Origin of the sequence: Corallococcus terminator, assembly GCF_003611635.1 — a bacterium.
Classification (GTDB): domain Bacteria; phylum Myxococcota; class Myxococcia; order Myxococcales; family Myxococcaceae; genus Corallococcus; species Corallococcus terminator.
Window position 1 is genome coordinate 20,104 of record NZ_RAVZ01000091.1, and the last position, 9,722, is coordinate 29,825.

8 protein-coding genes are annotated in these 9,722 nt (G+C 71.8%); 7 read left to right on the plus strand and 1 reads right to left on the minus strand.

Going from position 1 to position 9,722, the window contains the following annotated elements:
* Positions 1–76 precede the first annotated feature (76 nt).
* The 7 genes from D7V88_RS15370 to D7V88_RS15400 are packed head-to-tail and all read left to right on the plus strand — an operon-like array spanning position 77 to position 8,683.
* On the plus strand, positions 77–2,245 hold the full coding sequence (locus D7V88_RS15370; protein ID WP_208726301.1) for a chemotaxis protein CheA: 2,169 nt from the start codon (positions 77–79) through the stop codon (positions 2,243–2,245).
* A complete protein-coding gene (locus D7V88_RS15375; RefSeq protein ID WP_120541393.1) occupies positions 2,242–2,730 on the plus strand; it encodes a chemotaxis protein CheW in 489 nt (162 codons plus the stop codon). Before D7V88_RS15370 ends, D7V88_RS15375 begins: the two co-directional genes overlap by 4 nt.
* Positions 2,730–4,793 carry a methyl-accepting chemotaxis protein gene (locus D7V88_RS15380; RefSeq protein WP_120541394.1) on the plus strand — a complete coding sequence of 688 codons (2,064 nt, stop codon included), beginning with the start codon at positions 2,730–2,732 and terminating at the stop codon, positions 4,791–4,793. Before D7V88_RS15375 ends, D7V88_RS15380 begins: the two co-directional genes overlap by 1 nt.
* A 30-nt stretch (positions 4,794–4,823) precedes the next feature.
* Positions 4,824–6,353 (plus strand): AarF/UbiB family protein, encoded by a 1,530-nt coding sequence (locus tag D7V88_RS15385; RefSeq protein ID WP_120541395.1) that lies wholly within the window; start codon positions 4,824–4,826, stop codon positions 6,351–6,353.
* Positions 6,354–6,375: 22 nt separating this feature from the next.
* On the plus strand, positions 6,376–6,714 hold the full coding sequence (locus tag D7V88_RS15390) for an antibiotic biosynthesis monooxygenase family protein (protein WP_120541396.1): 339 nt from the start codon (positions 6,376–6,378) through the stop codon (positions 6,712–6,714).
* Positions 6,715–6,725: 11 nt separating this feature from the next.
* Complete coding sequence (locus D7V88_RS15395) at positions 6,726–7,790, plus strand: protein-glutamate methylesterase/protein-glutamine glutaminase (RefSeq protein WP_120541397.1); 1,065 nt, start codon at positions 6,726–6,728, stop codon at positions 7,788–7,790.
* A gap of 2 nt (positions 7,791–7,792) precedes the next feature.
* The gene (locus D7V88_RS15400) at positions 7,793–8,683 is read left to right on the plus strand and encodes a CheR family methyltransferase (protein ID WP_120541398.1); all 891 of its coding nucleotides are present in this window, start codon (positions 7,793–7,795) and stop codon (positions 8,681–8,683) included.
* On the opposite strand, the gene D7V88_RS15405 is transcribed toward D7V88_RS15400, so the two are convergent.
* On the minus strand, positions 8,673–9,593 hold the full coding sequence (locus tag D7V88_RS15405; protein ID WP_120541399.1) for a diacylglycerol/lipid kinase family protein: 921 nt from the start codon (positions 9,591–9,593) through the stop codon (positions 8,673–8,675). The two genes, D7V88_RS15400 and D7V88_RS15405, sit on opposite strands and share 11 nt — an antisense overlap.
* Between the last annotated feature and the right edge of the window lie 129 nt (positions 9,594–9,722).

Consider the following 9,722-nt stretch of genomic DNA (forward strand, 5'->3'; position numbering starts at 1 on the left):
GCAGCGCCAGGCAGGACCTTTTCGCATCCATTGAAACACCCGTCGTGCGCGCCTTCGCGCCAGGGACGCCCTGTCCGTGAGTGACACTCCGGGTTGGGACGACGTGATGCGGGAGTTCCTGATCGAATCCCGCGAGCACGTGCAGAGCATCGAGGCGACGGTGCTGGAGCTGGAGGCGCAGCCGGGCTCACAGGCCCTGCTGGCGCAGTTGTTCCGGAGCCTGCACACCGTGAAGGGCACCTGCGGCTTCCTGGGCTTCACCCGCCTGGAGGGGCTGATGCACGCCTCCGAGGAGATGCTCGGGCTGGCGCGCGACAAGCGCCTCACGCTCGACCGCGAGCGCGTGTCCACGCTGCTGGCCTTGGCGGACGCGGCGCGCGGGGCGCTGGAGCACATCGAGGCGACGGGCATGGAGCCTGCGGTGGACCACGCCGCGTTGCTCGCCCGGCTCGCGGGCGCCACGGCCGCCTCCGTCCCGTTGGAGACCCCGGAGGCGCCGCCCGTTCCGGGCATCCTGCCCTGGCGCGGCTCCTCCACCGGCGTGGACTCCAAGCTGCGGGTGGATGTGGCGCTGCTCGACCGGCTGATGAACCTGATGGGCGAGCTGGTGCTGGCGCGCAACCGCATCCTCCAGTGCGCGACGGGCCCCACGCCGGGCGCGGACCTGGCCACCGCGTCGCAGCGCCTGGATGTCGTCACCACGCAGGTGCAGCAGGTGGTGATGAAGACGCGGCTCCAGTCGGTGGGTCAGGTGTGGAACCGCTTCCCCCGGCTCGTGCGGGAGCTTGCGCACGGGTGCGGCAAGCAGGTGCGGCTGGTGCTCCAGGGCGCGGACACGGAGCTGGACAAGACGCTGGTGGAAGCGCTGCATGATCCGCTCACGCACCTCTTGCGCAACGCCGTGGACCACGGCGTGGAGACGCCCGAGCAGCGCGTGCAGCGGGGCAAGCCGCCCGTGGGGTGCGTGACGTTGAGCGCGTCGCACGAGGGCGGGCTCGTGCACCTGGGGATGTCCGACGACGGCGCGGGCATCGACGTGCAGCGCGTGCGGCAGGTCGCGGTGCAGCAGGGGCTGGTGACGGCCGACCAGGCCGCGCGGATGTCGGACCTGGATGCGCGGATGCTCATCTTCATGCCGGGCTTCAGCACCGCGGAGCGCGTCACGTCGCTGTCCGGGCGGGGCGTGGGCATGGACGTGGTGCGCACACAGGTGGAGCGCATTGGCGGCACCGTGGAGGTGCACAGCCGCCAGGGCCAGGGCACCACGTTCACGCTGAAGATTCCCCTCACGCTGGCCATCATCCCCGCGCTCCTCGTCACCTGCCGGGGGGACCGGTACGCGCTGCCCCAGGCGAGCCTGCGCGAGGTGGTGTGGCTGGAGCCCGACCAGGCCCGGCGCGACATCACCCGCCTCCAGGGCGCCTCCGTGCTGCGGCTTCGCGGGGAGCTGCTGCCGCTCGTCGTGCTGGCCTCGGAGCTGGGCGTGGGGCCCGCCGCGCCGAAGCTGGACGAGGGCGCCACCCTCGTCGTGTTGCAGGCCGGGGAGCGCACCTTCGGGCTGTGGGTGGACGCCATCCACGACACCGAGGAGATCGTCGTCAAGCCGCTGTGGAAGCACCTCAAGGGGCTGGACTGCTACGCGGGCGCGACGGTGCTGGGCGACGGGCGCGTGGCGCTCATCCTGGACGCGATGGGCCTGGGCCGCCGCGTGGGTGCCGTCAGCGAGGCGCCCACCCACGTCGTCCCGGAAGCCGCGCCCCCGGTGGCGCCTCCCCCGGAGGACACGCGCGAACGGGTGCTGCTGTGCCGCACCGGCGCGGAGGGCCGCGTGGCCATTCCCCTGTCGCGCGTGACGCGGCTGGAGGAGCTGCCCCTCACCGAGGTGGAGCACCTGAGCGGCGGCATGGAGCTGGCGCGCTACCACGGCCAGTTGCTGCCCCTGGTGCGCGTGGCCTCCGTGCTGGAGGCGAGGCCCGGCGCAGCGGCGCGACTCACCGAGGGCCTGCTGCACGCGGCGGATGCGTCCCTGTCCATCGTCGTCACCACGCACGCGGATACGCGGGTGGGCCTGGTGGTGGACGCCATCCTCGACGTCGCGGAGGTGGAGGTCGCCCTCCAGCGCGAGACGCGGCGTGCGGGGGTGTTGGGCTCCATGGTGGTGTTGGACCGCGCCACCGAGTTCCTGGACGTGGAGGGCGCCGTGCGCGCCGTGCACCCGGAGCTGCTGTCGGGAGGTGCGCCATGAAGTCCCTGCGTCAGTTGTGCACCTTCCACGTGGGCGAGCATCTGTTCGGCCTGGACATCGAACGCGTGCAGGAGATCCTCCTGCCGCCCCCGCTCACGCGCGTCCCGGGCGCTCCGCCGGAGGTGGCGGGGCTGCTCAACCTGCGCGGGCAGATCGTCCCCGCCATCGACCTGCGCCGCCGTCTGGAATTGCCGGAGGGCGCGGCCCCGGCGGACGCGCCCCATGTCGTGCTGCGGGGCGATGACGGCGCGGTGAGCCTGCGCGTGGATGCCATTGGCGACATCCTTCCGCTGGAGGACGCGGCGCTGGCGCCCCTGCCGGACAACCTGCGCGGGTCGCTGCGCGCGATGTTGCTGGGCGTCCACGCGCTGCCGGAGCGCCTGCTGTTGGTGTTGTCCGCGGACGCGGTGGTGGACGGGCTCTCGCCCTCCTCCAGCCCTTCCGCCCCCCCTTCCTTCCCTGCGTTCTCCCAGGAGTCCCGCTGATGGCCCGCACCGCCACGCCCGCCGTGAAGAACACCCTCTTTCAACGCCTGGGGGGCAAGGCCGCCCTCACGGCCGCGGTACAGAAGCTCTACGCCCGGGTGATGACGGACGCCCTGCTCAAGCCCTTGTTCCGCCGCGCGGACCTCGTCGCCCTCCAGCGCCAGTTGGCCGCGTACCTCACGCAGCACCTGGGCGGCCCTGGCGTCTATCGCGGTCCGTCGGTGCACGAGCTGCACGCGGAGCTGAACCTGCGCCCGCACCACTTCGAGCGCGTCACCGAACACCTGGCCTCCGTGCTGGACGAGCTGGACGTGTCCGGCCCCGTCGCCCGCGAGGTGCTGGCGGCGATGGGGACGCTGGAGGAGGAGGAGCCCGTGCGCAAGCCCGTCGCGAAGCGCGCTCCCGTGAAGGGCCGCAAGGTCGCCATCGCGCAGCCCGCGCCCCGCTCCACCCGGAGCCGCGCGGCGTCGCCCCTTTCAGGCGCGGTGGGCGAAGCCCTGCTCGACGCGGCGCGGGTCAACGTCCTCGTGATGGATGAACGCCTGGAGGTGGTCTTCGTCAACGCGTCGTCCACGGAGGCCATCGAGCGCATCGAGCAGTCGGGCTCGCTCCACGACGGCGGGGCGGAGGCGACGGAAGGCGAGTTCCTGTCCCGCTTCGAGCACCAGTTGCGGCGCGAGGAGTCGCGGCTGAACACGCCTTCGGCCCTGCCCCACGAGGCCATCTTCTCCGTGGGCGACGTCACGCTCAAGGCGCGCGTCGACGGCATCGTCGGCAGGGGCGGGAAGCTCACGGGCTACGTGGTGACGTGGGACGACATCACGGAGAAGCTGCGCGCGGACACGGAGATGGCGCGCCTGAGGGCCATGCTGGAGAACGCGCCCACCTGCGTGATGGTGGCCGACAAGGACTTGAAGATCGTCTACCTGAACCCAGCCTCCCGCCGGCTGTTGCAGCGGGTGGAGAAGCACCTGCCCATCACCGCGGACAAGGTGCTCGGCGCGACCATCGACATCTTCCACAAGGATTCGGCGTACCAGCGGAAGATTTTGTCCAACGACAAGAACCTGCCGGTGCGCGCGAACATCCCCATTGGCCCGGAGATCGCGGACCTGCTGGTGACGGCGGTGTACGACGGCCAGGGCCGCTACCTGGGCCCCATGGTGACGTGGGAGCTCATCACGGAGAAGCTCGCCGTGCAGCAGCGCGAGAAGGAGCTGGACACCGCCCTGCGCGGCATCTTCCAGGAGGTGACGCAGCACTCGCAGACGCTCGCGGCGTCCTCGCAGGAGCTGTCCAGCGTCAGCCAGCAGATGGTGAGCAACGCGCAGGAGACCGCGGCGCAGGCCACCCAGGTGTCCGCGGGCGCCGAACAGGTGAGCCGCAACGTGCAGAGCGTCGCGTCCGGCATGGAGGAGGTCAACGCGAACATCCGCGAGGTGGCGCGCAACGCGAGCACCGCCGCCAAGGTCGCGTCGTCCGCCGTCCTGCTGGCGGACAAGACGTCCATCGTCGTCAGCAAGCTGGGCACGAGCAGCCTGGAGATTGGCAAGGTCATCAAGGTCATCACCTCCATCGCGCAGCAGACCAACCTGCTGGCACTCAACGCGACCATCGAGGCGGCCCGCGCGGGCGAGGCGGGCCGGGGCTTCGCGGTGGTGGCCAACGAGGTGAAGGAGCTGGCGCGAGAGACGGCCCGGGCCACGGAGGACATCGGGCAGAAGATTGGCGCCATCCAGGACGACACCGAGGAGGTGGTCAACGCCATCCTGGAGATTGGCGCCACCATCGGCCGCATCAATGAATTGCAGACGTCCATCGCGTCGTCGGTGGAGGAGCAGACGGCCACGGCGGGCGAAATCCTGCGCAACGTGGGCGAGGCGGCCAAGGGCAGCCAGCAGATCTCCGAGAACATGGCCGCCGTCGCGGAGGCCGCGCGCAGCACCACCGAGGGCGCGGGCCGCACGCAGCGTTCGGCGGTGGAGCTGGCCCACATGGCGCAGTCGCTGCAACGGCTGGTCGTCCAGGTGGACACCACCGACAAACAGAACCGGTCGAAGTAGCGCACCGCTCGGCTCCAGGGACCCAGGCGCGTGAGGACCGGACTGAAACGATGGTGGGAGCTGGGACAGGTCGCGCGGGCGTCCACGCGGCTGCGGCGCGGCGCCCGACCCCAGGAGACAGAAGACGCGCGGCGCGAGCTGGCCGAGCGGCTCCTCGGGCTGCGCGGACTGCCGCAGAAGGTGGGGCAGGTGCTCACGCTCGCGGAGCTGGGCGCGGAGACACCTGGCTTCGGGTCGCTCGCGGAGGCGCCCTCCCCACTCGCACCCGAGGTCGCGCTGGCGGAAGTCTCCCGCCGACTGGGCCGGCCATGGAGGGAGGTGTTCAGGTCGCTCGACGGCGTGGGCATCGCGGCGTCGCTGGGCCAGGTGCACCGGGGCGTGCTGCATGACGGGCGCGCGGTGGCGGTGAAGCTGCGGCACCCGGGCATCGCGGACGCGGTGCGCGCCGACCTGCGGGCCCTGGGCTGGCTGGCGGCGCCGCTGGGAGGCTGGCGCGGGAAGCTGGACCTGTCCGCCTACCGCCGCGAGCTGGCCCAGATGCTCCAGGAGGAGCTGGACTACCACCACGAGGCCCGTGCGCTGCGGGAGGCGGGCGCGCGCATGGCGGATGTGCCGGGGGTGGTGGCCCCCGTGCCGGTGGACGCGCTCACCCGCGAGGACCTGCTGGTGATGTCCTGGGTGGACGGGGAGCCCATCGCGGAGGCCCGGCGCTGGAGCGAGGCGGACCGGCGCGCGCTGTCCACGACGCTGGTGCGGCTGTTCCTCCAGGGCCTCTTCACCTGGGGCGCGCTGCACGCGGATCCGCATCCCGGCAACTACCGCGTCATCCGGGGGCCGGAGGGCAGGCCCACGCTGGGGGTGCTCGACTTCGGCTGCGTGAAGCCGCTGCCTCCCGAGCTGCCCCTGGGGCTGGGGCGGCTGATCGCCCTGCTCCGGGCCCCCGGGGCCGAAGCGGATCCACGGCGGCTGTTGTCCACGTGGGTGACGCTGGGCTTCACGCCGGAGTTGCTGGAGCCCATGGCGGAGGTGCTGCCCGCCGTCAGCCGCGTGCTGCTGGAGCCCTTCCTCCAGGACGCCCCGTTCCACGTCGAGCGGTGGAACCTGGGCGCGCGGCTCACCGAAGCGCTGGGGCCGCACCGTTGGAACTTCCGGGCCGCCGGGCCCGCGTCACTGCTCTTCGTGTTGCGTGCGTTCCACGGGCTGATGCGCCACCTGGACGTCCTGAAAGCGCCCATCGCGTGGGGACCGCTGCTGGACGCGTCGCGCGCCCCACGGCTGCCACCGCCGCCACTCCCGCCCGAGGCGCACGTGGAGGGCACCGCGCGCTACCTGCGCGTTCGCGTGACGGAAGGGTCGCACACGCGGGTGGCGCTCACCTTCCGCGCGGACGTGACGGCGCACCTGGAGGACCTGTTGCCAGAGGACCTGCGGCCGCGGCTGGCGGCGCGGGGGTTGGATCCGGTGGCCATCGCGGCGACCGCGGTGGCGGCGGGGCTGCGCCCGTCGGAGTTGTTCCACCTGGACGAGGGCGGACGTCACGTCCGGGTGTGGTTGGAATGAACCGGAGTGAAGGAGGCGGCGGATGGTCACCATTGGCATGAACTACGAAGTGCGTGAGGGCAAGGCGGAGGCCTTCGAGAAGAAGTTCGCGCTCGTGCTGGAGGCGATGCGCACGCTGCCCACGCATGCGAGGACGGAGCTGTTCCGGAGCGTGGGAGCCGCCGGGCGCTACCTCATCGTCTCCGAATGGCACAGCCGCGAGGGCTTCGACGCCTTCATCGCGTCCGAGGCCTTCCACCGGGTGACGGACTGGGGCGCCAGCGCGATCCTCGCGAGCCGGCCCCGGCACGAGGTGTACGGCGGCGATACGGCCCCCACCCTCCCGACGGGCCGCTGCCCGGTCGCGCACGCGGCCCGGTGAAGCCACCTCCCATGAACACCATCCGCGTCCTGGTGGTGGACGACGCGGCCGTGGTGCGGCGGCAGGTGTCGTTGCTGCTGGGAAGCGACCCCGCCCTGGAGGTCGTCGCCACCGCGGCCAACGGTCGCATCGCGCTGGCGAAGGTGGAGCAGTTCCAGCCGGACGTGGTGCTGTTGGACCTGGAGATGCCGGAGCTGGATGGACTGGAGACGCTGAAGCTCCTGCGGCAACGCGCGCCGGAGCTGCCGGTGGTGATGTTCAGCGCGCTCACCGAACGCGCGGGCGTGCTGACGCTGGAGGCGCTGGCGTTGGGGGCGCGCGACTACGTGACGAAGCCCACGTCCTCCGGCGGGATGAACGTCACGGTGGAGGCGGTGCGCGACGAGCTGGTGCGCAAGCTCAAGGCCCTCCACGTGCGCAACACCTGCGCCCCGGGGGGACCGCCGCTCCTTCCCAGGCCGCATCCGCCAAGGCCGCAGGGTCCGGCGCGGGTGGAGATCATCGTCATCGGCGCGTCCACCGGAGGCCCGGGCGCGCTGGTGCGCGTCGTGTCCGCGCTGCCGGCGGACCTGTCGGTGCCGGTGCTCATCGTGCAGCACATGCCGCCCCTGTTCACGCGGCTGCTCGCGGAGCGGCTGGAGGGCGTCAGCAAGCTGCGCGTGCGCGAGGCCGTGTCCGGCGACCTGCTCAGGCCCGGCTCGGTGTGGGTCGCGCCGGGGGACTTCCACCTCGCCCTCTCGTCGGATTCCACCGGCGTGCGGATCCTCACGCACCAGGGGCCGCCGGAGAATGCCTGCCGTCCGGCGGTGGACGTGCTCTTCCGCTCGGCGGTGGAGGTGTATGGCCCGGGCGTGCTCGCGGTGGTGCTCACGGGCATGGGACAGGACGGGCTGCGGGGCTGCCGTCGCGTGGATGAGGCGGGCGGACAGGTGGTGGTCCAGGACCAGGCCACCTGTGTCATCGGGGGGATGCCCGGCGCGGTGGAGCAGGCGGGGCTGGCGGACGGGGTGGTGCCGCTGGACGACGTGGCCGCGGAGCTGGTGCGGCGCGTGGAAGCGCGCGGACGGAGGCTTTGAGCATGCCCCTGCTTCACGACGACTTCGCCTGGCTGCGGCAGCGCGTGCTGCGGCTGTCCGGGCTCGTTCTGGAGCACGACACGCACGCGCTGGTGGAGACGCGGCTCGCCTCGCTCGTGCGCGAGGAGCACGTGGCGGACGTCACCGCGCTGGTGGCCCGGCTTCGCGCCCAGCCCGAGAACACACCGCTCCATCAACGGCTGGCCGAGGCCCTGGCCAACCACGAGACGGCCTTCTTCCGGGACGCGTCCGTGTTCGAGGCCCTGCGCACCACGGTGCTGCCCGCCCTGCTGGCGCGGCGAGGCCGGACGCGCACGTTGCGCATCTGGTGCGCGGCGTGCGCCTACGGACAGGAGCCCTACAGCGTGGCGATGACGCTGGCGGAAGCGGGGCTGCTCATCACCGGCTGGACGGTGCGCATCCTCGCCACCGACTTCTCCACCCGCGCCCTGGGACGCGCGAGCGAAGCCCGCTACGACGCGCGCGAGGTCCACCGGGGCCTGACGCCCCTCTTGCGCCAGCGCTACTTCCGCCAGGAGCGCGACGGGTGGAGGCTCAACGAACACGTGCGCAAGCCGGTGGAGTTCCGCCCGCTCAACCTGATGGACGACTTCCACCCGGAGGCCCCGGTGGACGTCATCTTCCTGCGCAACGTGATGATCTACTGGGACGCGCCCACCCGGCGCGCGGTGCTGGCCCGCGTGCGGCGGATGCTGCACCCCGACGGCTACCTGGTGCTGGGCGCCGCGGAGGCCGCCCCCCTGGCGGAGGACGGCTTCTCCCGGAACCTCATTGGCCAGACGAGCTGGTATCGCCCTTCGCCCCTTCCGGGCGCGACCGCGCCGGTGGAGGACACCTCGCGCGGGCACTCGCGGCCGGCCGCTACACCTTGAGGCGGATGGCCCCGGGCAGGATGGTCATGGTGCAGGGCAGCCGGCCCGGCGTCTCACCATCCACGTCCAGGTACACGTCGCCCGTCTCCGATTCGGCGTGGAGGGTGCGGCACTGGAAGCGACGCGTGCCCTTCCAGGTGACGTGGTCGCCGTTGTAGACGCCCTTGGACTTGAGCACGAAGTCGCTCAGCTTGTAGTTGGACCAGAGCGTGATGTCGAAGACGCCGTCGTGCGTGAGCGCGTCGGGGGCGACGAACATGCCACTGCCGAAGTAGCGCCCGTTGGCCACGGCCACGGTGGTGACGCTCACCGTCTCCGGCGGCTTGTCATCCAACGTCAGGCGCACCTGCTGCTCGGTGTACTTCACCAGGCCCTTCACGGTGCCCCACATGAAGCTCAGGTGGCCGCCCAGCGCCTTGCTGCCGGCGTTCACCTCGCGCGCCACCACCGCGCTCACGCCGAACGAGGCGATGTTGGCGAAGAAGCGCGTGGCGGGCTGGCCGTCGTTGTCGATGAAGTCCAGCCGGCCCACGTCGAAGGGCTCCGTCTTCTCCGTGCGCAGCCGCTCCAGCGCGGACGTCAACTCCAGGTCCCACCCGAACGTGCGGCGGAAGTCGCCACCGGTGCCCCGGGGCACCAGGCCCAGCGCCGCCTGGGGGTTGATGACCTGACCGTCACGGAAGAAGCCGTTGGTGACCTCGTTGAGGGTGCCGTCGCCGCCGACCGCGACGATGCACTCATACCCATCATCGATGGCCTGCCGCGCCAGCCGCGCCGCATCCATGCCGCCGCTGGTGAAGCCGTGCCCGAACTCGCCGAGCACCCGGCCCACCTGCGCGGAGATCTCCACCCATCGCTTCCCCGTCTGCCCGTTGGCGCTGCGCGGGTTGACCACGAGGAACGTCTTCATTCAGTACCTTCTCCCTGCAAGACGCGCTTGTTTACGCGTTTGTGCGCCGGTGCTCCACTCCATGACCCACCAGCGGGTCCGCCGGCCAGGGTGTTTGTCACCCCGGCCGTGCCATGCTGGGCCCTCCCC

Bases quoted from the DNA above. Each gene is read 5' to 3' on its own strand.
- D7V88_RS15375 (WP_120541393.1), top strand. From the start codon at position 2,242: ATGAAGTCCCTGCGTCAGTTGTGCACCTTCCACGTGGGCGAGCATCTG.
- D7V88_RS15380 (WP_120541394.1), top strand. From the start codon at position 2,730: ATGGCCCGCACCGCCACGCCCGCCGTGAAGAACACCCTCTTTCAACGC.
- D7V88_RS15390 (WP_120541396.1), top strand. From the start codon at position 6,376: ATGGTCACCATTGGCATGAACTACGAAGTGCGTGAGGGCAAGGCGGAG.
- D7V88_RS15395 (WP_120541397.1), top strand. From the start codon at position 6,726: ATGAACACCATCCGCGTCCTGGTGGTGGACGACGCGGCCGTGGTGCGG.
- D7V88_RS15400 (WP_120541398.1), top strand. From the start codon at position 7,793: ATGCCCCTGCTTCACGACGACTTCGCCTGGCTGCGGCAGCGCGTGCTG.
- D7V88_RS15405 (WP_120541399.1), bottom strand. From the start codon at position 9,593: ATGAAGACGTTCCTCGTGGTCAACCCGCGCAGCGCCAACGGGCAGACG.